The following is a 22,812-nucleotide window of genomic DNA, read 5'->3' on the forward strand; positions in this document are numbered from 1 at the left end:
GTGGCGTGCAGCCCGCAGGCGCGCTGCGGTCGGGAATCGGGACGGCCGGGCCGTTCGGCCGTCGCGGCCCTAGGCGGCCTGGATGCCCGCGAGGAACGTTCCGACCTCCCGGTCGAGAACGGTCGACCGCCCGGCCAGCGCGCCCGCCGCGTCGAGGACCTGACCGGCCGCCGATCCGGTCTGCGTCGCCGCCTCGCGCACGGTGACGATCGTGCGCGACACCGCGTCGGTGCCCTGCGCCGCCTTCGCGACCGTTCGCGCGATCTCCTGGGTCGCCGCCTGCTGCTCCGCGGCCGCGGCCGCGACCGTGCCCGCGATCCGGTAGACCTCCTCGATCGTCTGGCCGATCCCGCGGATCGCGTCCGCCGTGTGGCTCGTCGCGGTCTGGATCTGGGTGATCTGGCCCGTGATCTCCTCGGTCGCCCGCGCGGTCTGGGTGGCGAGGTCCTTCACCTCGGCGGCGACCACCGCGAAGCCGCGCCCCGCCTCGCCGGCGCGGGCCGCCTCGATCGTCGCGTTGAGCGCGAGCAGGTTCGTCTGGCCCGCGATGCCGCTGATGAGGGCCGCGACGTCGCCGATCTTCTGGGCTCCGTGGACCAGCGTCCGCACCGTCTCGTTGGTGCGCTGCGCATCCTCGAGCGCCTTGCCGGCGATGGCCGAGGATTGCGCGATCTGCGCCCCGATCGCGCTCGCGGAGACCGCGAGTTCCTCCGCGGCGGCCGCCACCGTCTGCACGTTCGCGGCCGTCTCCTCGGCCGCCACGGCGACATGGTCCGAGTGCCGGTTCGTGCGCTCGGCCGTCGCCGTCATCATCGTCGCGGTCGTCTCCAGTTCGGACGCGGACCGCGCCAGACCCTGCACCAGGCCGCCGACCTCGCTCTCGAAGCGTCCGACGAGCTCGGCCATCGTCCGGGCCCGCAGCGCCGACGTGCCGGCCTGCGACGCGGTGAGCGCGGCTTGGTGCGCCCGCTCGACGAGGGCGTCGCGGAACAGCGTCAGGGCCTTGGCGATTGCGCCGATCTCGTCCCGCCGCTCCGTACCCGGGATCGCGACGGCCGTGTCGCCGGCCGAGAGCGCGTGGATCGTCGCGGTCAGGCGCGAGAGCGGCGTGACGACCCCGCGCAGCGCGACGAGCGCGGCACCGGCCGCGGCGGCCAGCGCGAGGAGCAGGACGCCGAGCTGGGAGACGAGCGTCCAGAGGGCGTCCTGGCGAAGGCTCTCCGCCCGCACCTCGCTGGCGCGGCTCGCCGCGAACATCACCTGCAGGAGCGTGCCGAGCTGCGGGGTCGTCGTCTCGACCCATTGCGCCGTCTGGATCGGGTACGAGCCGGCCTCGCCGCCGGCCGCCCGCATCTGGTCGGCGAGCGTCCGGAACCCTCCGAAATAGGCGTCCTTGGCGCCGGTCAGCGCCTGCCGGATGGCCGGGTGGGTCTGCGCATCCGCGGTCAGGTTCTCGAGCTGTTGCCAGAGCAGGTCGACCCGGGCGCGGATGGAGGCGTTCTCCGCGACGCGCTCCGGGGGGAGGGGGGCGCCGGACGTGATGGCGGAGGCGATGTTCGAGCGTTCGAGCCCCGCGACGTCGCGCATGCGCCAGCCGAGTTCCTTGATCGTCGCGAGGCGCGCCAGGGTGGGATCGCCCGCGGCGGCGTCGTGGAGGGCGGCGAACCAGACCTTCAGGGCGGCATTGACCGAGGCCGTGATGCTGGGGACGAAGGTCTTGCGCAGGGTCTCGTCGCGCTGCTCCCGCGGCACGCCAAGCGCGGCATCCGCCTGGCGGCGCGCCGCGTTCGCCGCCTGGAGCGCCGCCTTGAGGTTGCCGACCAGCTGCGCCTTGTCGGGAAAATCGAACTGCTCGAGGGCGGCGAGCCCCACGTCGAAATTCTGCTCCACCGCCAGGCGCCGCCGCTTGATCTCGTTCAGCACCTCGGGGCCCGCCGGGCCGGCCGCCTGCAGCCCGTTATTGGTGGCGAGGCGCTCCATGAGCACCTCGAAGAGGCCGGCCGCGAACTTGTTCGCCCCGCCGTCGAACGCCTGGATCGTCTGCGCCGCGCGCGCCTCGCGCCAAGCTTCCAGCGAGGAGCGGCTCTCGGCGAAGAGCAGCAGGCCCGAGAGGCCCGCGATCGGGGCGAGCAGGGCGACCTTGATCGAGCGAGTGTGACGCATGACGGCGCGGTCCGCCCCTGATCTTGCTGTGATCGTGTTCAGGGTGATGGATAGATGATCCTCGTTAAAGAAGGGTGAAACGCGGTGTCATATCTGGATGAGTGGGCCGACCTTGCAGACGATAATGCCCAGATCGACGGCATATCTACTTATGGTCGCAATATAACGGGCCTTTCGGCTCAGGCGGCACCTTTGGGTTGCTTGCGCCGAGCGCGTTCATCCGGCGCCCCGGGCGTCGCCGCTGGCGCGATGTCGGGCGCTCAGCCTCGATTCCGCGAAGCGTCCCGCCCGACGCCGAAGGGCGTGGCCGATGCGTGGCCGCTGAGGCCCTGGTCCTGGCAGGATCCTCCGACGCGACAGGCCGGCGCGGGACGAGGCCGGCCTCTGATCCGCAGAAACCGCCCGAACGACCGGCAGGAGAGGCGAAGCGTCGAGCGTCAGGCGATCAACGCCCCGATCCAGGGCAATGCGGCCGACATCCTCCGCCGCGCCATGACGCGGATGGAGGGCGCGCTCGCGGCCGAGAAGCTCACCGTGCGCATGCTCCTGCCGGCGCACGATGCGCTCGTCTTCGAGGCGCCGGACGCATTGAGCGGGCGAGGTGTTCCGGGACCGTGATGTCGTGCTGAGGTGCCTGGTTCGGGTGGGGAGCCGTCATCGGAATGCCGTCCGAGAGCCGACATTCGGGTTCGAGCCCATTTCGGCCGTTCAGGCGGCTCATGTGCCCTCCCTGAAGCGGACCTTCGATTCGGCTAAGCCGTTGGTTCGGCTGAGACCAGCCGCGACTTTGGCATGCTCCCGAGCCTCATTCCTGCGCGGCTGGTCGGCGAGGTTCGACAATGACCTTGCTGCGCCCGCAGACGACGTTTGCGGCCGAGCGGTCCACAGGCCCATGCCACCGCCGTCTCGCGGCCCGCCCTGTCCCCCTACGGTCAGATGTCGCCCAGCAGCAGGAGCCACCCGGCGCAGATCCCGCCAAGATAGCTCGCGGCGAGATAGGCCATGATCTCGATGCGCCGGATCAGCGTCCCGCAGGTATCCCGGATCAGCAGGGTCCAGGCGCCGTCGAAATCCCGGACCTCGCCGGTGTCGCGAAGCTCGTGGAGCGCCTCTTCCGCGGCGGCGACCGCCATCTCGAGGCTCGCCGCCTCGATGCCCCTGTTGTCGAGGATCACCGTCTCCCCGCTCACCAGATCGAAATAGAAGCGCTCGACCATCTGCGGCACCTCCTCGGCCCAGTCCGTCGTCCTAGCCGATGGCTCGGTGGGCTGCCTCGCGGGCGAGACTGAGGCGCAGGACCCGTTCCGCGCCTCCGGGCAGGCTCGATCCCCGACCTAGTCCTTCATCGCGACGGCCTGGATGAGGGCTGTGATGAGGTCGTCGGGGCCCGGCCGCTCCGGGCCCGGATCGGACGGCGCCTCCTTGCCGATCGCCCAGACCATCGCCCCGTTCGCGCCCTTCCGCATGGCGGACCGGACGGTCTCGACGGCCTTCGGCAGGGTGTAGACGTGGCCCCCCCAGGCTTCCGGCGGCGACGTGAACCCGATCAGGATCGGGCCCTCGAAGCGGCTCCGGTAGGCCGCGTAGGCGTCGAGCGGCCGGTAGGTCGGCCCGGCGTCGTAGGCCATGATGCTGAGGCCGTCGAGGAGCGCCCGCCGGCCCGGGTCGCGCAGGAGCGGCAGGAACGCCCCATAGGTCGGGCCCCCGATTGGGCGCGCCTCGCTCCAGGCGCCCTCGCCGTAGGCGCCCGTGTTCGTCGCGGTGAGCCACAGCGCGATCGGGCGCGGCAGGGCGGCGCGGGCGGCCTCGACGACATCGAGGAGCAGCGCATCGCTGTCGCACGACATCTGGCCCGAGCGCTGCCGGCACTTGGGATCGGCCGGCTCGAAGTCGAGATCGACACCGTCGAGCCCCAAATCCTCGACGACGCGGCGGATCGTGCGCGCATCGAAGCCGCGCCAGTTCGCGTATTCCTCGCCGCCGACCGAGACCAGGATCCGGATACCCGGGCTTCGTGCCCGCAGCGCCTCGATCGACGCCTTCAGGACCGGTCCCGGATAGGGCACCTGCAGCCCGGTGCCGGTGAGATCGAGGTTGCCGGAATAGGTCGCATCCGGGCGCATGAACGCGAGGAAAACCTCGGTCACGCCGGCCGGGACCCCGGCCAGCCGGTCGTCGAGACCTGAGGCCGATCCCGCCTCCGCAGCCCAGCTGGCGTAGTAGGCGCCGAGATGGACCGGCCGCCCCGTGGGTGCTGCGGCCGCCGCCCCGGCGGTCATCACCAGGGCGGCCAAGCGGGCGCTGACGGCCAGGAGCCTCATTGCGAGGCGACTCGCGCGGCCTGGGCGGGCGTGATCTGCAGCACGTCGCCGGGCTCCAGGACCGAGTCCTCCTGCGCCGGGCGCCGCTTCATGCCCCACTGCGTCCGGTGCAGGATCGTGAGCGTCATCTCCTTCCGGCTCGCGGCCTGGCTCTCCAGGATGCCCGGAAGCTGGGCGAGCGCGGTGCTGACGGCGGCCCGCGTCAGCTCCTCCTCGTCGATGATGCTCTGCAGCTCCCGGATCTCGCGCTCGCGGTCGACCTCGCCCTCGACCGTGATCCGGAGCCGGTCGTGCAGGAGATCGGAGATGCGGTGCTCGGTCTGGGCGATCACGGCCTTGGCGTCCTGGAACCGCTCCTTGGCGTCGCCGAGTTCGGTGAGGCTCGTGTAGAAGGTCGCGTCCGTCGTGGCCCCCCGCTCACGAAGCTTGCTGAGGTGATCCACGCGCAGGTTGCGATCGCCGATGTTCGATTCGACCTGCGCCAGCTTGTTCCGCTGGATCGTCAGCTCCGCCACATACGATTGGATGGCGGCCTCGATAGCGGCCTCCTGCTTCTTGCGCTTCGACCGTTCCACCTGACGGAAGGTGTCGGCCTCGGTCAGGCGTGACTTGGCGGAAGGGGGGCCGACGAGTTCGAACAGGCGCTTCGTCGCGGGCTTCGACCCGTCGCGCTCAGCCACGAGGACCGCGGCCCGCGCGAGGGATCGGGTCAGCCGCTCGCTCGACTTGAGCAGGCGCTCCTTCTCCCGCGCCGTGTCGAGGAGGCGCCACTGGTCCTGTGGCGCCGTCTCGACCGCGCCGGCGAGCGCCAGCGCGTGCAGCACGCTCATGCCCGGAATGTATTTGTAGGGGCCGGGCTTGGCGACCGGCCCCAGAACGTAGACCGGTTCCCGTTCCGCGAGCTGGATCCCGACCCGCACCGAGCCGTTGAGCTTGCCGCTGAGCGCGCTCGACAGCGCGTGATCGAGATCCTGGAACGACGTGCCGGCGACCGCGACAGAGCCCACCAGGGGCACGTAGATGTTGCCGTCTTCCTGGACGATGTACTCACCCGACAGTTCGGGCCGCTCGATCGCCGAGGCGACGATGTCCCGCCGCTCCTCGCCGTCCCGCGCCTCGGGCTGCAGATGCTCGAAGACGGTGATCTTGAGCTTGTCGCCGATGGCGTAGGCGGCGGGGCGATTGATCTCCACGCTGGTCAGCCGCTCGACCTTCGGTGGTTGGGCCAGAACCTGGGCTTCCGCGAGATCCTCGGCCCTGACCGTCGAGGCGAGGCCCAGGACCGCGGTGCACAGAGCCATCCGCAGAACCCGCTTCGCGGGCACCTCCAGGGGCAGGTTTCTCTCCGTCATTGCTCCACTCCCTTCTGCACTGGTGTCATTGGCTTCGGGCCGGCGCGACCGGCAGGTCGACGCTCCCGGTCCGGACGAGCTTGCCCCAGCCGACGAAGGTCCCCCGAAGGGCCGTCAGCAGGGTTCGGATGGCAGTGGCGTAGAGAAGCTGGCGGTAGCAGAACCGCTGCAGGACGAGGAGCGGCAGCAGGCGCCACTCCGTCGACTGCCCGTGCAGGAGCAGGGCGGCGGTCCCGGCGAGGCAGTCGAAGATCTGGAAGATCAGCCAGTAGGCCGCGAGCAGCTCGAGCGTCTCGTGCCCGTGGCCCCTGGATCCCGTCGCGAGGATGTCGACGACGCTGGTGATCACCGTGAAGACGAGGATCAGATCCATCAGCGGCGCGAGCAGGGTGAACAGGAACTGGAACAGGAGGACGTTCGGGACGAGGATGAAGGAGATCCCGCACGGCCTCCGCAGGCTCGCGCCGGCGTGTTTGTAGGCGACCTGCAGGGTGCCGAACATCCAGCGGAAGCGCTGCTTGAGGAAGGCGCCGAGCCGTTCGGGCGCCTCGGTGAGGGCGCGGGCCCGGGGCTCGCACACGACCTTCCAGCCCGCGAGCTCCAGGGAGATCGTGAGGTCGGCATCTTCTGCCAGTGTGTCGGAGGAGTAGCCTCCGACTGAAAGCAGGGCCTCCCGCCGCCACGCGCCGATCGCACCGGGGACGACGCCGATGGCGTTGATGAGCTCGAAGGCCCGGCGGTCGAGATTCTGGCTCAGGGTGTATTCGAGCGCCTGGAAACGGGTGATGAGCGTCTTCCGGTTGCCCACCGAGACGGTCCCGGCGACGGCGCCGATCGCCGGGTCCGCGAAGTGGAGCGCCAGGTGCTCGATCGCGTCGGGCAGCAGCACCGTGTCGCCGTCGATGGCGACGATGATCTCTGCCGATGTCTTCTGGAGACCGAAATTGAGCGCCGCGGCCTTCCCGCCGTTCGCCTTGGTGTGGATCTGGACCGCGGGGTTCCCGGCATAGGCCATGCGCACCACCGACGCGGTCTCGTCCGTCGATCCGTCGTCGATGACGAGGATCTCGATCCGCTCCGCGATGGTGGAGGCGAGGAGCGTCTGGATCGTCTTCAGGATCACGATCTCCTCGTTGTAGGCCGGCACCAGGACGGCGATCCCCCGCGGCTGCCAGTCCCCTGCCGCGACCCGGTGGCCGCCCCGGAGACGGTGGGCGGTGGCGCCGATGATGATCAGCGTCAGTCGGAAGATCGCGAGCACGGAGGTCGTGATGGCGATGATCGGGAGGGCATCGCCGGACCATGACGCCGCTTGCGACCCGGCGCGCCAGGCTTCGGTGCTCAGGAACTCCGTGAAGCTCGGCGCCCGCGTCGGCGGCATCACGGCGTCGCGCGGCTTGCCGACGAGTTCGTGCGTGGTGACGAACCGGAAGCCCTTCGCGTGAAGCTGGTCGATGATCTCGGGCAGCGCGTCGATGGTCAGCTGCCGGTTGCCGCCGGAATCGTGCATGAGCACGATCTGGCCTCGGCCACTCGCGACGGTGCCCACGACGTGATCGACGACGTGGCTCTTGCGGACGCCTGAGAAGGAGGCGGCCGCCCAGTCGAAGGAATCCGCATCGAGCGACCCGATCTGGTAGCCGAGCTCGGTCGCGACCTCGACGAGGAGCGGCGATCTGTCGAGGAAGGAGAGGCTCGTGTACGCCTCCGGCGGTCTGAACAGCGTCGTGCGGATCCCCGTCTGCGCCTCGATGACGCGCTGAGCCATGTTCAGCTCGACGGCGATGCGCTCCCGCCCGCTATCCATGAGGCGCGCGTGCGAGAAGGTGTGGTTCCCGATATCGTGCCCCTCGTCGTAGATCCGCTGCAGCAGCCCCGGCACCTGCACGGCGTTGCGGCCGACGATGTAGAAGGTCGCCTTCGCGCCCTTCTCGCGGAGGATGTCCAGGATCCTCGCGGTGTAGTTGGGGTCCGGTCCATCGTCGAAGGTCAGCGCGACCATGTCCTTCGCGACCGGGGACCACGTCGCCACGCGCGCCTGCCTGGGTGCCTCCGAGATCGACTGTCCGACGATCAGGCCGATGCGCTCGTTGTAGGCGAAGCTGCGCTTGCCCGGCCCGCCCGGAGTTGCGGAGACCAGGGCCGCGTTCAGGGTGCCGAAATAGTCCCCGCCCGGCTGCAGCGTCTCGAGTGCGGCGAGCGCCTGCGCGTCGGGGAGCCTCGTTCGGCCCAGCATCGACCAGATCCCCGAATCCTCGTAGCCGAGCGCCCAGAGGGCGACGCCCGCCGGCCTGTAGGCCAGGGCTGCGCGGAGATGGTTGAAGCCGGTGACCGCATCGAGCAGCCAGACTTCGTGCGGCCGCCCCTTGTCGTCGCGATAGCGGAACGTGGCGTTGAGCGAGCGCTGGTCGAAGGTCAGGGGCGTGCCGCCGTTCTGCATCAGCATCCAGGCCGCGGGCACGGAGACCGGCTTCATCCGGCCGAGCGGCCCCCAGTCGAACGCGGCCGAGCCGATGCTGACGATGACCTTGGCCGGGTCCACGCGCGCGAACAGCCCGGCGAGCTGCGCCTCGATCCAGCCCTGCGGCGCGACCGGGGCCGGGCGGCCGTGCTGGACGTTGTCGTGCGTCGTCACGAGCACGGAGTCCGCGACCCGGGCGAGATCGCCGATGCGGGTTGCCCCATCCGTCAGGCTCGCCATGACGATCAGCTTCCGCTGCCGCTCGGCCAAGCGCTCCCGAAGGTCGCGGACGAAATGCAGGATGACGCGCTCGTTGAAGGGGGTCCCGTCCGGAACCTGCAGCGTGATCCCGGGGAAGCCGTTCTCCTCCAGATAGGCGATGATCTCGGTGATGATCTTGCTGCGCGCGGCGCCGAGCGCGAAGGCAAGGTTCGTCTCGTGCTTGGTCAGGCTGCTGTTGATGATCGGGTAGATCTGCAGCCGCGGCGCGTTCGCCTTGAGCCACTGCGCGACCTCGCCGCTGTCGCCGTCGACCTGGATGCGGATGCGCCCGTCCTCCTGCCGCAACTCCAGCCAGTCCGGCAGCACGCCGTCGAGCTCGGCGGCGCGCTGCTTGAGAGCGTCGACCGCGTTGGCGTTCCCGGAGAGGTAGGCCAGGCGCAGGGCCTGCGCCGCCGACGCCGGAACTTGGCGGTTCGATGTCGGATTGATCGGGTCTGTCACGACGACGCGGCGCGCGACGACCGCCTGCTCAGGTGCCGCCGTCTCGGACGGCGCCGGGGCGGGCACCGGCAGGTGCGGCGCGACCAGCATTCCGTAGACGAGGGCCAGCAATCCGAGCGCTGCGAGACATGAGATCAGCAGCAGCGTGCCGTTGGTGAGGCGAGCGCGGCGGCCGCTCTCGCTGTAGAAAACAGGGCGTGCCTCCGGCCGCATGCGAAATCTCTAAGCCTTTGTTGCTCCCAAACAGCGTTCGACCGCGACATTCTCCGGAACGGCGACCTAGCCTCGGCGCAACAGAAGTTAAAAGGCAGAATGTTGCAAGGCTTCGAAGTTAAATCTTTTGGTGTAGATGGGCGCGCAGAGGTACTATTCTAAAATATCTTCGAGAGGTTTGACAAGTATCTGAAGTATTACGTGTAGTGCGCCGTATCATACAGATCTGGGTCGACAGTCCGCCTACCCGCCAAAGCGCCTCCGCATACCGAAAGTGGCGCAAGATGCTGAACCTAGCCTCGATCACCGTCTGTGCTTCCGAGTGCGACCGCTCCGACGCTGATCGCTCCGGCATTTCGAGACGATGATCCGGCTCGACCTGCCGAAATTGGATGAGATCCATTCGGCCGCTTCCCCTGCTCTTGATCGAGCGACGAGCCCGGTTCCCCGTTGATTTCACAGTTTGATCGCTGCCCTGTCCGCAGCGCGCCTGTCGCTCGCTCTCGGCTGCGGCGCTTCTGAACACACGCGCCGCTTTACGGCTTCTGCCGGAGCGGCTTTTGGAATTCACCTGCACACCATCGCTGAAATGAAGCGGATGCCGGTGCGGTCGCGCTCCTCCGCCGCTCCCAAGGCCGCCATCTTCCATCCTGTTTGGAGGCCGCAAACCTACGGTCTTACCCGCGAAGAGCTATGCAGGATCACCTTGGAGCAACTCCGCTGACCGAGAGAAACCCGCTGCTCAATAGATCTTTGCAAGCGTTCGCCCGGCGAATGTGGCCAAGCACCGTCCGCGGAGCGCGGTGTCCCGGCTGATCCAGGATCCAGGCGAGATCCGCTCCCCGCTCGGCCGCTGTCGTGATGTAGCCGGCCCGCAGGCTGCGGGCCCCGAAGGTCGAGGCGTCGAGGCCGGCAGCGGTCGCACACGTCTTCACGATGTCGGCCATGGCCTGCGTCGTGACGCGTGGGGGCGGCTTGACGGTGTCGAGCGCGTTACAGTGCAATCCGCCATGAATGCGCCGCGGACTTCTCCCGAGCGCGAGATGGGACGGAACACCGGCCCGTCCCTCATGCCGGCCGCTTCCAGCCACTCGCGGAGGAGCGCCACCGGCCGGATCAACCTGCCGTGCGGTATCGCCGTCTCGACACCCCTGCCTTCCTCGGCGTACCGCCCCAGACTCGTACGGCTCAGACCGAACGGGAATCTTGCGTATGCAGTTCGCCTCGCGGTCGTCTCCTACGGGCTCCGCTTCGGGGCCGCCGGGGCTTCGAGCGGCCAGCCGCCTGTCTCCGTCCGCATCTGAACGGGGAAGTAAGGGCAGAAGAACGTCGTTTTGGTCTTGCTCGCGATATCCTGTCCAGCATTCGGGAAGTACGGGCTGAACGCGACACTCCGATCGCCGGACGTGTGTGAGTTCGTTATCGGACTGAAGATCGGATGTTTCATGGACATGCCTTTGATCAACCGTACCAGGGCGAGACTATACACGTACGGTCTGCAGTCCGCCACAAGGACACAGTAATCACGAATGGCTAGTCCGGATAGTTCGACCGGCGCCGACGCGGCCCACCCCCGTCGCGGGGCCTCAGAAGATCGTAACGCCTGTCGGATCCGCCACCTGCCGGCAGAGGGCCGCATCATGGGCCGCATCATGGGCCGCAGCGCACGTGAGAAGTCTGATGCCCTGTAGCGGTTGGCCTCCGCCTCCAGATTTGGAATGGCGAGCTTCCAGGTTCTGTCATGGCGACGAAGAGGTAGAACTTGCCCTCTCCTGTAGAGGCAGTCGTCCAGCGGCAGCAATCTGTGCCGCCGGAAGGCGACGATGAGCGCCTCCTCCTCCGGCGTCAGGACATTCGAGCGGGGCTCCTCGGCCCCATGGCCGCGTCCGCCCTTGTCCGTCGGGCTCGCCATGTCTGCATCGTCGCGGGGCTGACGCCGTAGCGCCTGGGGGCGGCCCTCACACGCTCTTGACGGAGCTGTCGTGCGCGACGGACCGCCTCCGTCATGCGGGCGCTGCCGTGGAGAACCTGGCCGATCGCGCGTCCCGCGCAGCGTCCTCAGGCCCGACTCGGGGCGACGAACCCTGCCTCATCCGGCGCGGTCCCTCAGGCGAATCGTTGGGCATAGGCCCGCCGATCTTGCCGCAGGCGGTCTCGCGATTCGGGCTCACACGGCCGCCGGATCATGACGGGGGAACGGGCCACAAAGGTACAGTTGTTGGCGGGTGTCATCATTTTGGTGGATGCCGACACCTAGTCAACAGCGGGTAATCCCAAATTTCCTGTCCCGGTGATGTTCGCTGCATCGAGTGATGAAATCCCTTGCGTGTTTCAGCTTCATTGTCCGTTCCCGGGCTCTGGACTTCGGGCGGATCGAGAGGGTGCCATCACGATCTGGATAGACGCTCCGCTCTACTCCGGAATTGTTGTTCTGTTTTCGTCCGGTCGAAGGGATTATGAACTCACCTCAGAGCGTCCGCCTGAGGCTCTTGTCGACCAACCGAGGGCCGGACATGGCGACGATCACTGGAACGAATTCGGCAGATGTGCTGGTCGGAAGCAGAGCCGGAACGGGCAACGATCTTCTGAAAGGCCTGAAAGGCGCGGACACCTATCAGTTCGGGGTCGGGAGCGGCACCGACATCGTCAGTGAGGAAGGCGGTGACGCCTCGCAGAGCATCATCGACCGCCTGTACTTCACCGGCCGAAAAGCAGTGCAGATGCTGTTCTATCGGTCCGGTTCTGATCTCGTCATCGACGCCGGCGGCGGCGATACTGTCACCGTGCAGGGGCAGTACGATTCGACGAGCACGGTGAAACGCGTAGAACAACTGAAAGACACGGGCGCATTCGAATATTCGCTCACGGCCGGTCTCGTAGGCAGCGCGGCAACCGACATCCTGGTCGGAACGGATGGCGACAATACGATGACGGGCGCCGGCGGGGACGACATCCTGTTCGGCGGTGTTGGAAACGACTCCTTGTCGGGCGGAGCAGATGACGACCTTCTCGCCGGCGGCCTGGGCAACGACAGGCTCGACGGCGGTGCCGGCATCGACACGGCCACCTATGCGGATATCAAAACAGGGGGAGTGACCGTCAGCCTCGCCCTAGCCACGGCTCAGAACACGGGCGCTGGCGGGACCGACACCCTGGTCAATATCGAGAACCTGACCGGGAGCTCCGGCGACGACAAGCTGAGCGGCAATGCCGGGAACAACATTCTGGACGGCGGTGCAGGCAACGATGTTCTCGAAGGCGGTGCGGGCAACGACATCCTGAACGGCGGTGACGGCAACGACACGGCGTCTTACGCCAGTGCCACCACGGCGGTGAATGTGAGCCTGGCGATCACGGCCGCGCAAAACACGGGTGGGGCTGGCAGTGACACCCTGACCAGCATCGAGAACCTGATCGGCGGCGCCGGCAACGACACCCTCACCGGTAATGGGGGGGCAAACACGCTCACAGGCGGTGGCGGCAACGACATCCTGATCGGCGGGGCCGGAAACGATACCGCTGACGGCGGCGCCGGCGACGACACCTATCGCTACCTCGCGGCAGCGTTCGGCAGCGACGTGGGGGCCGGCCAGTCGGACACGATTGTCGCCACATCGGGCGATCACATCGACTTTTCGGCTGGCATGGAAGCCCTTCTGCGCCTGAACGGCTCAACGCTCGCAGCTCTCACGACCAACACGGCCGTCGGCCCCTCCTTCTCCGCGTCCTCGAACATCCAGTTCAAGGACGGCCACCTGCAGATCGACGTCAACGGTGATCAGATCTTCACGGCCGGCCAGGACTTCGACATCGCCCTCCCAGGCGTGACGGCGGTGACCTACAATGCCGCGACGGACCAGTTCGATTTCGGGACCGGTCCCGCGGCAGCTATGAGCTATACCATCGCGGCCGCACCCGCTTCGGTGAGCGAGGGCAACATCGGCACCGGCAACACGATCACCTACACGGTGAGCCGCACCGGTGATGCGACCCAGGCTGGATCGGTGGCGATCGATTTCTCCGGCAGCACTGCGACCAGCGGCACCGACTACACCGTGGCGGGTCTGAGCAGCGGGGTGTTGACCTTCGGGGCTGGGGCGACGACGGCCAGCTTCACGGTCACCACGGTGCCGGACTCGGTGGTCGAGTCGAACGAGAGCGTCATTGCGAAGCTTGGTGCGATCACCGGCGGCGGCACGCTGGGGCAGCCGAGCTCCGCCACCGCCACGATCCTCAATGACGACGTCGCGGCGGCCATGAGCTATACCATCGCCGCACCCGCTTCGGTGAGCGAGGGCAACACCGGCACCGGCAACACGATCACCTACACGGTGAGCCGCACCGGTGATGCGAGCCAGGCTGGATCGGTGGCGATCGATTTCTCCGGCAGCACCGCGACCAGCGGCACCGACTACACCGTGGCGGGTCTGAACAGCGGGGTGTTGACCTTCGGGGCTGGGGCGACGACGGCCAGCTTCACGATCACCACGGTGCCGGACTCGGTGGTCGAGTCGAACGAGAGCGTCATTGCGAAGCTTGGCGCGATCACCGGCGGCGGCACGCTGGGGCAGCCGAGCTCCGCCACCGCCACGATCCTCAATGACGACGGAACAACGAAAAAAATCGCCCTGACCTTCGACGACGGACCGGATCCGACCTGGACACCGCAGGTCCTCGCAGTTCTTAAGGCCGAAGGGGTGAAAGCCACGTTCTTCGAGCTCGGAGAGATGGTCAACGCCTATCCCGAGCAGTCGAGGGCCGTCTTGGCCGATGGGCACCAGCTCGCGAACCACACCTTCGATCACCAAGATCTGGCGCTGCTGAGTGACGCGCAGATCCAGACCGAGATCCAGAACACCCAGAACGCAATTTTCAACACGACCGGGACGCGGCCAGTCTATCTCCGTCCACCCTATGGCAGCATCGACCAGCAGGCCGAGACCATCATCGAGAGGGACGGGCTGAAGACCGTGCTTTGGACGGTCGACCCGGAAGACTGGAATACGCCTGGAACCAACACGATCATACAGAGAGTGATGAGCCAAGCGTCCGACAACGGGATCATCCTGATGCATGACGGTGGCGGGAACCGTTCGCAAACCGTCGACGCCCTCGACAACATCATCGACGGGCTGCGCGCCCAGGGGTACGAGTTCGTCACCCTCGACAAGGTACCGCTGCCCCCGTGGGACCTGTTTGCCTGATCTTCGAGAGCGCAACTCAGGTTATCCGCTTTGCAACTCGCAGCGAGCCGGCCCGATAGGCGAGGGCAAGTCCAAAGACGCATTCCCGGCCAGCGGACGCCTGCAACGTCCGCTGCCGCTGTTTCCCGTCCGAGAGCGGACGAGCCGCCTCCGGCCGGATCCGGCCGCTCCGCGCCCATCTCGGCCATTCGGCGGCCGTCACCCGCGTCTCGATCCATGGGGGCTGCTCTGGGTCAGCGTTCGCGCCGGTAATGCATGGCGACCGCGCCATTGCGGAGCGGCTTCGCCGAGACCAACGCGAGCCGTCGCGTGCTGGGCAGCCCGCCCTGGTACAGGGTCGGGCCGTGGCCAGCGATCCTGGGATGGACGAGGAGCCTGTACTCGTCGATCAGATCCAGCCGGTCCAGCTCGGTCGCGAGCTTGCCGCTACCGAGGAGCACACCCGCCGGAGTCGCGTCCTTGAGCCTCTGCACGCCTGTTCGCAGATCGCCGGCGATGGGGTGGCTGTTGCTCCACGGGAAGTCCTTTCGCGTCGACGACACCACGTATTTCGGCTTGGCCTCCAGCTTGACCGCCCATTCGCGTATCGCCGGCGGTGCCTCCACGGCGCCGCGAGCGACCGCTGGCCAGAAGCTTTCCATCATCTCGTAAGTGATGCGGCCCCACAGCATCGCCCCGCCCTCGTCCATGAGGCGGGTGAAGAACGCGTGCGTCTCGTCGTCAGCGATTCCTTCCTGGTGGTCGACGCAGCCGTCCAGGGTGACGTTGATGCTGAAGGTCAATAATCCCATGCGGCGAGCCTACGCCATGCGCTCGAATAGACGGAGGGCATTTGCCTGCAATCGATGTTCAACGTCCACTCTCGGGGGGGCGAGTCGAACGACCGTCCCGGACCCGGAATTCGAGGGCTGGATCGGTCTCGGTCGGGTTCGAGAATTGCTGCAGAGATATGGGCCACCGTCGCTGGTTGTTTTGAGACCGAAATGCCGAGGTGGGCACCGCGAGTCCTGACGACGTGACAGCTCGGGTAACCGGGACAGCATCCAAACGAGGACGTCGACCAAGCAGCCAAGTACCGTCTGTGGATCTCGCAGTCGGCCGGATAGCGGGCGAGGGCCAGGCAGAACGTCTCTCGTGCGCGTTCGGTCCGGGGTCCTGTGCAGAGCGTGCCTGTGGCTGCCGATTGGGGCGGACGAGCCGATACTGTACTCGGCGGAATGCGCATCTGCGTAATATTCCGCCCTCCTGCGCTGCAGAACCTAAGCCGTGCCAGATCGTTAACCCGTTGCGCATGGGTCTGCGTCGTCACGAGCAGATCTCCAGGAGCGCCATCGTGAGGAGCGGGCTGCATGTCGCGCATTCATCGCTTGGGGCGTGTCACCCTGGCTGCCGGCGGAGTTTGGGGCCTCCTTGCCGCGAGCGCCCTTGCGCAACCGAGAGACACGGGCGTGAGCGGAGGCGTCGTTCCGGTCGACGCATTCGGGCAATCCTGTTTCGGTGTCTGCCGTCCCGCGCTTCCGCCTTGTCGCGTCGGTCGGCGGTGGTTCGGCCCCTATGGCTACGTGTGTTACCGTCCCGAGCCGTTCTTTCGCCCCATCAGGCTCATGCCGCTCTAATCCAGCCGCAGCATGATTTGCGGACGCCCGTTGCTAGGCCAGGAGCTTTCGGGCGCGGCCTCGTCGGTTATGAATTAAAACCAAAGATTAATGCTTCCTAGGAGTCGCGAAAACTTCGGCGTTAGAGCTTGATGCCATAGGGCGGACAGCGATGAAAGCTTGGAAAACGGGCTCGGGCGCGCCGGTTTGTATCGACTATGCGTGCTGAGGTTTGCCGGAATACTGATTTTGCAGTGCAAACTCAGTAAGCCCTGACCGGGCGAATTTCGAAATTCGGTGGCAGGGAGGCAGAACCTGCCCGTGAATGCATGCGCTCTGTGGTCCGTCGCGAATGATGCCGCAATCGCACTTTTGCCGACCCAGATTGTCACCCGCGACAACCACTGGCGTGCTGAATTTCTGAACTTGTCGCCTGTTTTCTAGGCCGGTCGCGAAAAGACGATTAGTGGGTCAATTGCGCCGTTAACCATTTGTTAACTTTCTTCCACAAATGTAAATTGCACTGTGCGGCGCATCATCGCCCTGTAGACATTATCACCCGATCTGGCAGCGCGACCAAAGATGGCGAGATCTCGAATTGCGGTGTCGGTCCGCGCTCTCACGAGCCTGACCCTCGCCCTGGCGGTCGGCCTCGGCAGCGGCGTCACCCTCTACCAGTCGCATCGCCAGGCCGAGGCCGCCCGCACGGACGCGATGCGGGCTCTCCTGGACCGGGCTGCACCACTGCTCGCCGACCATCTCGGCCGCACCCTGCGCGATGTCGGCCGCGACGTGAGCCTCGGCGCCCTCGACGACCGCGTCGCGCGGGCGGACCGTGCCGCGGACCTCTCGGCCTACCTCGCGGCTTGGCAGCGCCTCCGGCCCGAATACACCGACATCCTCGTGGCCGACCAAGCCGGGCGGGTCCGGGCAACGGCGAGCGGCAGGCTCGTCGGGGCCGACGTCTCCGGCGCCGTCTGGTTCGCCCGCGGCCTGCAGGGCGTGACCGCCGCCGACGCCTCGGAGAGCAGCCGCGCCGGCACTGAGGCGCCGCGCAACGTCATCGTCGGCGCGCCTGCACCCGGCGGCGGTGTCGTGGCGATCCAGATGACGCCCCGCTGGATCGAGGAGGCGGCGCAACTCGCTCGCCGGGGCCTCGGTGAGGCGGGCGCGGGCATCGCCTTCGCGGTGCTGAACGCGAGCGGCCGCACCGTGCTGCAGATCGGAGACGCGGCGGCCGGACGCCCGAACTCGGGCGGCCTCGAGATCTCCGCCCCCCTCGACGGCAGCGAGCGGCCGGGCCTCGGCTGGCTGCTGGTGGCCCGGGGCGCCCCGGCACCGGGTGCCGCCGGACCGGCCGACCAAGCCTCGCCGATGATGCTCCTCGCGATCCTGGCCGCCGGCATCGCGGGTCTCGCCGGCTGGATCGGCGGCGGCCTCGTCGGCCGGCGCGTGCGCCAGATCGAGGCATCCTGCGCGCGGGACGTCCCGGGGCAGGTCCGTACCTCGCTCCCCATCCGCGAGCTGCAGAGCCTCGCCGAGTCCGTCGCGGAGGCCATCGCCCGCGGCAAGGGCCGCGAGCGGATGATGCAGGACGCGCGCGCCGCCCTCGTCCGGAGCCGCGAGCGCGTCCGCGCCTTCAACACGATGGCCGGCTGGAGCTGCTGGGAGGTCGACCTGACGAACGGGCGCGTCACGTGGACGGACGCAGTCCTGCCGATCCTGCCGACGACCTCCGAGCACGCCACCACCCTCGACGACCTCGTCGGCCGCCTCGACCCGGAGGACCGCGACCTCATGCGCGTGGCGATGCGCTCGGCGGCCTCGGCCGGGGGTGCCCCGCAGGACGTGACCCTGCGCACGCTGCCGGTGGCGGGCGAGCAGTCCGGGCGGCGGCTGCATCTGCGCATGGCCCGGGTGCTGGACGACGGCGACGCCCGCGAGCGCCTGCACGTGCTGAGCCGCGAGGTCGGCGTCGTCAGCCTATCGGGCGCCTCGGTCACGCCGATCGCGCGGCCGCTGGCGCCGGCCGCGAACGAGCCGGTTCTTGAGCGGCGGCGCGACGGGCTCCTGCGCCAAGTGACGGACGGCATCGTTCACGACGTCAACAACGCGCTCGCGGTGGTGATGACGGCCCTCGGCAACCTGCAGCGCCACGGCCACGACCTGCCGGAACGGGCCCTCCACCTCGCCGATGTGGCCCTGCGGGGCGCCCGCAACGGGGCAGCCCTCACGCGGCGCGTCTCCGCTCTGACCCGGCGCGACGTCTCGACGCTCGCCGAGGCGGATCTCGGGATGGTCCTCGACGATCTCACGGACTTCCTGCGGACCTCGGTCGCGCCGCAGATCACCATCGGCCTGTCGCTGGACGAGCCGCTCCCGCCCGTCCTGTGCAGCGAGCGGCAGATCGAGATCCTGGTCCTCAACCTCGTCCTCGACATCAAGGCGGCGGCCCCGGACGGCTGCGGGGTCTCCCTCGTCGTCGAGGCGGCCGAGCCGCCGGCGACGAGCCTCCTCGCGTCTCGGCCGAGCCTGTGCCTGACCCTCTCGGCGCCGGTCGATCTCACCAACCGGCGCGGCCTCGCCTCGGTCGGCGACCTCGCCGAGGAGATCGGGGCGGCCGTCGACGTCCAATCGGCGGAGATGGGGACGACAGTCCGGGTCTGGCTCCCGGCAGGCGAGCGGCGGGTCCTCGCCGAGCCCGCGGCGGACGGGGCTGTCGACACTCTCTCCATCCTGCTGGTGGAAGCGGACGCGCTGCTGCGGACCACCGCGGCGAGCGCCCTCGCCGACCTCGGCCACGCCGTCACCCAGGCTGCCTCGAGCGCCCAGGCGATGGACATCCTGTCCGCCCAGCGCGACTTCGACATCCTGCTGGCCGACTACGCCCTGCCGGGCATGAGCGGGCTCCAGCTCGCCGCGACCGTGTCCCGCACCCACCCGCGGATCCGCACCATCCTCGCCGGCCCGCGCGGGCACCTGCCGGTGAACGCCCAGGTCTTTCAGCAGCTTCACAAGCCTTTCGGCCTGCCGGAGCTCGCCGCGGCCCTGCGCTCGCGGAGCGCGGACCGGAGGGAGCAGGAGGCGGCCTGACGCGGGAGAGCCTGAGCGGGACACGAACATCGTGCGGCGGCCGGTAAGTTCATGCGCCTCCGCTCAGTCCGGAATGGATCTGAAGTCGTTCGCGCGCGGGATGCTCACCTCCGCTCGCGGCGATGATTGACTGTGCAACGATATCGTCCTGAATTTCTCCTGCAGCCACAGCATCATCCGCGCTTCCAACTGATGCAAACGCGCCACGCACTGGTTGAAATCCTCATAATGTCCGACAAGGTGCTGCGTTAACCTTCTTAATTAAGTAGAGTCCCATATACGGTGCCGCAGAAATCTGGCGGTATCCGCGGGTCTTGGAGCCTCGACGTGCCTGAATTCAGCCTCCGAACCGTCTGGACGCTCGCGCTCATGCTGGGGATGTCCGCGGCGGCGCCCGCCTCGGCCGCGGACTGGTACACGGGCACCGAGCGGGGCGGCCCGTCCGACGACTACATCGTGGCCTTCGACGGCGCGGCGACCGTCACCTCGAACAGCTCCGCTTTCGGCGCGCTGACGACGACGATCGCGCCGGCTGGAGCCCTGGTCGAGAGCGGGCCGCGCGTCCGCCTCCAGGCGATCGCCGGCACCTACTCCTATCCCGGGGCGACCGCCGGGTCGCGAGTCCGCGGCGACCAGCAGGAGGGCTCGGTCCTGGCCGGCTACGAGTGGATCTGGGACCAGGCCGCGCTCGCCGGCTACGTCGGCTTCAACGTCCGCAACAACGAGCTCTCGATCCTCGATCCGCGCAACCCGGTCGTGGGCACCGGCGTCGGCGCGAAGGTCGCGGCCGACCTCTGGCTCAACCCGACGCAGAACACATTGTTCGCCGCGAACGCATCGTATTCGACCCTGTTCAGCGCCTATTACGTGCGCGCGAAGGCCGGCTTCATGGTCGCTGACGGCGTGTTCGTCGGACCGGAGGGGACGCTGCTCGGCGATGCCTACTTCAATCAGTGGCGCCTGGGAGCGCACCTGACCGGATTCACCGTCGGTCCGATGAAATTCTCGCTTGGCGCAGGTTATGCACACGACCGTGTGCAGAAGGGTGGCTACTACACCAGTGTCGAGGGGCGGGCCGCGTTCTAATTCATCCTGGAATGCCTGTGTCGATAGGATCATCGTTCTGCACTAAGTCTGCAGTAGAGTTTCTCACATCTTGAGCATGGCGCGCTCAACGGGCCGCAAATCCCGGCAATCACCTCAAGATAAGAGTCAGGGCTTCGCGGCGATGCCGATCTTCTTCACACGTCTCTCCTGGCTCGTGACCGCCGCGCTGGTCATCGGCCTCCTTCTGCAGCCGGTAGGGACGGCGGTCCAGCTCGAGATGAGCCTCGGCGCCATCGCCGTCATGACGGCGCTCTGGCTGTTCACGCGGGGGCGGACCGCGCACTACATCTTCCTCGGCATCGGAAGCTTGGTCGTCATCAAGTACTTCTACTGGCGGATCACCAGGACCCTGCCGTGGTCCGCGGATCCGGTCAGCCTCACGGCCGGGCTCATCCTGCTCGCGGCGGAACTCTACTACCTCTACATCCTGTTCCTCAGCCTGTTCATCAACGCCGACCCGCTCAAGCGCCCGCCGGCCCCGGTCGGCAACGAGGCGGACCTCCCGACGGTCGACATCTTCGTGCCGAGCTACAACGAGGACGCGTCGATCCTCGCCACGACGCTCGCCGCTGCGCGCTCCCTCGACTACCCGGCGCAGAAGCTCACGGTCTGGCTGCTCGACGACGGCGGGACGGACCAGAAATGCGCCGACCCAGACACCCGCAAGAGCGACGAGGCGCGGGCGCGCCGCGTCGGCCTCGAGCGCCTCTGCGAGGAGCTCGGGGTCCGCTACCTGACGCGCCGCCGCAATGTGCACGCCAAGGCCGGCAACCTCAACAACGGGCTGAAGCACGCCACCGGCGAGATCGTGGTGGTGCTCGACGCTGACCACGTCCCCTTCCGCTCCTTCCTGAAGGAGACCATCGGCCACTTCGCGCAGGACCCGCGGCTGTTCCTCGTGCAGACGCCGCACGCCTTCCTCAACCCCGACCCGATCGAGCGGAACCTGCGCACCTTCGAGCGCATGCCCTCCGAGAACGAGATGTTCTACGCGATCAGCCAGCCGGGCCTCGACAAGTGGAACGGCTCGTTCTTCTGCGGCTCGGCCGCCCTCCTGCGCCGGACGGCGCTCGATGAGGCGGGCGGTTTCTCGGGCATCACCATCACGGAGGATTGCGAGACAGCCTTCGAGCTGCACAGCCGCGGCTGGACCAGCATCTACGTCGACAAGCCGCTGATCGCCGGCCTGCAGCCCGACACCCTGCGCGACTTCATCGGCCAGCGCTCGCGCTGGTGCCAGGGCATGCTGCAGATCCTGATTTTGAAGAACCCGGTGTTCAAGCGCGGCCTGAAGATGATTCAGCGCCTCTGCTACATGTCCAACATGACGTACTGGTTTTTCCCGGTACCCTGCCTGGTGTTCATGTTCGCGCCGTTGCTGTACATCTTCTTCGATATGAAGATCGTCGTCGCGAACGTCGACGAGGCGATCGCCTACACGGCGACCTACATCATCGTGAACCTGATGATGCAGAATTATCTCTACGGCCGGGTCCGCTGGCCCTTCGTCTCGGAGCTGTACGAGTACGTCCAGGGCCTGTTCTTGATCAAGGCGACGGCGGCCGTCATCCTGTCGCCGCGCAAGCCCACCTTCAACGTCACGGCCAAGAACGTGACGCTCGACCAGGACCATCTCTCGCCGCTGGCGCTGCCCTTCTTCGTCGTCTACGTGATCCTGCTCGCGGGCAGCCTCGTGGCGGCCTACCGCTACGCGTTCGAGCCGGGCATCACCAACCTGATGCTGGTCGTCGGCCTCTGGAACTTCGTCAACGTGATCAAGGCCGGCGCGGCCCTCGGGGTCACCGCCGAGCGGCGCCAGACCGAGACCACCCCGTCGCTGGCCGTGGACCGGCAGGCGGTGCTGACCCTGAACGGCCTCGCCATCGACGTGCGGGTGGAGCGGGTCTCGGCCCAGCGCTGCCGGATCCGGATGGACACGATCGTCCCGACCCGCCGCGGCGAGGACAGCAGCACCGGGACGCTCGCGATCGTCCCGCAGCAGGACGGCGGCTCGGCGGGCACGTGGCCGTCCATGCCCGTGACTCTCACGAGCTCCGCCCTCTCGGGCGAGGAGACGGTGTGCGAGCTCCGGTTCGAGCGGCTGCGCCCGCGCGACTATCTCGCTCTCGCCGACCTGATGTACGGCGACGCGGAGGCGATGACGCGCTTCCAGCAGGCGCGGCGGCGCCACAAGACGCTGTTCGCGGGCACCGCGCAGTTCGTCTGGTGGGGTCTGGTCGAGCCGTTCCGGGCGCTGTCCTACGGGCTCGCGGGCCTGCGCCGCCGGGCGCCGGCCGAGGCCGAGCCGGTTCCGGTCCCCAAGACCATCACGATGCGCCGGTCCCTCGCCGACCGGACCGCGCGTCGGAACGCGGACGCGATCGCGGCCCGCGCCGCGGAGCCAGCCGTGGGCCCCGAGGCGGAAAGCCCGGCCGCGCAGGCGCAGGCCGCCGAGCTGGCCCCCTCCTGGCTGCAACTCATGGTCGATGCCGAGAACGAGGCCCTCGCGCGCAACCGCCAGCGGCGGTCGGCGGATCTCGGCCCCTCGCCCGAACCGGCGGCCGGCTGACGGCGCGAAGC

At 67.9% G+C, this 22,812-nt stretch carries 11 protein-coding genes and 2 pseudogenes; 5 read left to right on the top strand and 8 right to left on the bottom strand.

The annotated features are described in order from the left end of the window. Positions 1–69: 69 nt before the first annotated feature. Positions 70–2,163 carry a HAMP domain-containing methyl-accepting chemotaxis protein gene (locus tag J2X36_RS12205; protein WP_310349970.1) on the bottom strand — a complete coding sequence of 698 codons (2,094 nt, stop codon included), beginning with the start codon at positions 2,161–2,163 and terminating at the stop codon, positions 70–72. 381 nt (positions 2,164–2,544) lie between these two features. Between J2X36_RS12205 and J2X36_RS26880 the strand changes: the two are divergent. Continuing rightward, positions 2,545–2,748: pseudogene (locus J2X36_RS26880) on the top strand (DNA polymerase); the annotation flags it as partial. A gap of 347 nt (positions 2,749–3,095) precedes the next feature. Here J2X36_RS26880 and J2X36_RS12215 read toward each other — a convergent pair. From J2X36_RS12215 to J2X36_RS12240, 6 genes and pseudogenes are all read right to left on the bottom strand, one after another. Then, complete coding sequence (locus J2X36_RS12215) at positions 3,096–3,380, bottom strand: DUF6894 family protein (RefSeq protein ID WP_310349974.1); 285 nt, start codon at positions 3,378–3,380, stop codon at positions 3,096–3,098. 117 nt (positions 3,381–3,497) lie between these two features. After that, positions 3,498–4,484: a glycosyl hydrolase family 18 protein gene (locus J2X36_RS12220; RefSeq protein WP_310349975.1), complete on the bottom strand. Its 987-nt coding sequence runs from the start codon at positions 4,482–4,484 to the stop codon at positions 3,498–3,500. After that, a complete protein-coding gene (locus J2X36_RS12225) occupies positions 4,481–5,836 on the bottom strand; it encodes a polysaccharide biosynthesis/export family protein (RefSeq protein WP_132253789.1) in 1,356 nt (451 codons plus the stop codon). The genes J2X36_RS12220 and J2X36_RS12225 overlap by 4 nt, the downstream gene beginning before the upstream one ends. 25 nt (positions 5,837–5,861) lie before the next feature. Then, complete coding sequence (locus J2X36_RS12230; protein WP_310349977.1) at positions 5,862–9,233, bottom strand: polysaccharide deacetylase family protein; 3,372 nt, start codon at positions 9,231–9,233, stop codon at positions 5,862–5,864. A gap of 701 nt (positions 9,234–9,934) precedes the next feature. Continuing rightward, positions 9,935–10,180, bottom strand: coding sequence for a DNA recombinase (locus J2X36_RS12235; protein ID WP_310349979.1), 246 nt, complete (start codon positions 10,178–10,180; stop codon positions 9,935–9,937). 806 nt (positions 10,181–10,986) lie between these two features. Continuing rightward, positions 10,987–11,240: pseudogene (locus J2X36_RS12240) on the bottom strand (IS481 family transposase); the annotation flags it as partial. A 506-nt stretch (positions 11,241–11,746) separates the two neighbouring features. Here J2X36_RS12240 and J2X36_RS12245 point away from each other — a divergent pair. Further along, complete coding sequence (locus J2X36_RS12245; RefSeq protein WP_310349981.1) at positions 11,747–14,437, top strand: polysaccharide deacetylase family protein; 2,691 nt, start codon at positions 11,747–11,749, stop codon at positions 14,435–14,437. 233 nt (positions 14,438–14,670) lie between these two features. On the opposite strand, the gene J2X36_RS12250 is transcribed toward J2X36_RS12245, so the two are convergent. Then, positions 14,671–15,228, bottom strand: coding sequence for a dihydrofolate reductase family protein (locus J2X36_RS12250; RefSeq protein ID WP_310349982.1), 558 nt, complete (start codon positions 15,226–15,228; stop codon positions 14,671–14,673). A gap of 1,407 nt (positions 15,229–16,635) precedes the next feature. On the opposite strand from J2X36_RS12250, the gene J2X36_RS12255 reads away from it, so the two are divergent. The 3 genes from J2X36_RS12255 (at position 16,636) to bcsA (ending at position 22,801) form a co-directional block, all read left to right on the top strand. Next, on the top strand, positions 16,636–19,125 hold the full coding sequence (locus tag J2X36_RS12255) for a response regulator (protein WP_310349984.1): 2,490 nt from the start codon (positions 16,636–16,638) through the stop codon (positions 19,123–19,125). Positions 19,126–19,494: 369 nt separating this feature from the next. After that, positions 19,495–20,211 carry a cellulose biosynthesis protein BcsS gene (gene bcsS / locus J2X36_RS12260; protein WP_132251807.1) on the top strand — a complete coding sequence of 239 codons (717 nt, stop codon included), beginning with the start codon at positions 19,495–19,497 and terminating at the stop codon, positions 20,209–20,211. Positions 20,212–20,353: 142 nt separating this feature from the next. Beyond that, positions 20,354–22,801: a UDP-forming cellulose synthase catalytic subunit gene (gene bcsA / locus J2X36_RS12265; RefSeq protein ID WP_310349986.1), complete on the top strand. Its 2,448-nt coding sequence runs from the start codon at positions 20,354–20,356 to the stop codon at positions 22,799–22,801. Positions 22,802–22,812: the final 11 nt, after the last annotated feature.

Origin of the sequence: Methylobacterium sp. BE186 (assembly GCF_031457035.1) — a bacterium.
Classification (GTDB): domain Bacteria; phylum Pseudomonadota; class Alphaproteobacteria; order Rhizobiales; family Beijerinckiaceae; genus Methylobacterium; species Methylobacterium segetis.